Source organism: Streptococcus cristatus, from assembly GCF_001578775.1.
Classification (GTDB): domain Bacteria; phylum Bacillota; class Bacilli; order Lactobacillales; family Streptococcaceae; genus Streptococcus; species Streptococcus cristatus_A.
Genome location: NZ_KQ969073.1, coordinates 1 through 685 on the forward strand (window position 1 = coordinate 1; position 685 = coordinate 685).

General features: G+C 49.1%; 1 protein-coding gene. It reads left to right on the forward strand.

What is annotated here, in order from left to right:
• A partial coding sequence (locus SCRDD08_RS10670) for an FtsK/SpoIIIE domain-containing protein (protein ID WP_269139720.1) occupies positions 1-685 on the forward strand: 685 nt, incomplete at both ends.

A 685-nucleotide genomic window follows, 5' to 3' on the forward strand; every position in this document is an offset into this window, starting at 1 on the left:
TATGAACTCTTCCAATCAGCCTGGTCAGGGGCGGATTACCAGCCGGACAAGGACGATATGGGGATTGAGGATCATACCATCTATCTAATTAATGAATTGGGTCAATATGAAATCTTGAATGAAGACCTATCTGGTTTAGAAGATGTGGATGAAATCAAGGAAGTTCCGACAGAGTTGGATGCGATTGTGCAACATATCCAAGTTTTGTGTCAGGAACAAGAAATTCCTCCAGTACCCCAGCCATGGTTGCCTCCGCTCAAAGAGCGCATTGCGCTAGAGGAGCTGGAAGAAGTGCAGCCAGCGGTTGCCTGGGAAGAAGAGAAATCCCTTTCCTTCCTACTTGGGATGGCGGATATCCCGCAGGCCCAGAAGCAGGAAGCCATCTCTATCAACCTCTCCAAGGATGGACATGTCCTTCTTTATGGAAGTCCGGGAACAGGGAAGACCACCTTCCTTCAGACAGCCGGTATGGATCTAGCGAGAAAACACAGTCCCAAGGCACTTACTATGTACTTGATGGACTTTGGGACCAATGGTTTGGCGCCCTTGTCCAAGCTTCCGCAGGTGGCAGACACTATGCTTTTGGATCAGGCAGAGAAGATTTCTAAGTTTGTGCGGATCATGGAGCGCGAACTCAACCGTCGTAAGAAACTCCTTGCGGACTATGGTGTAGGGACTTTAGAGC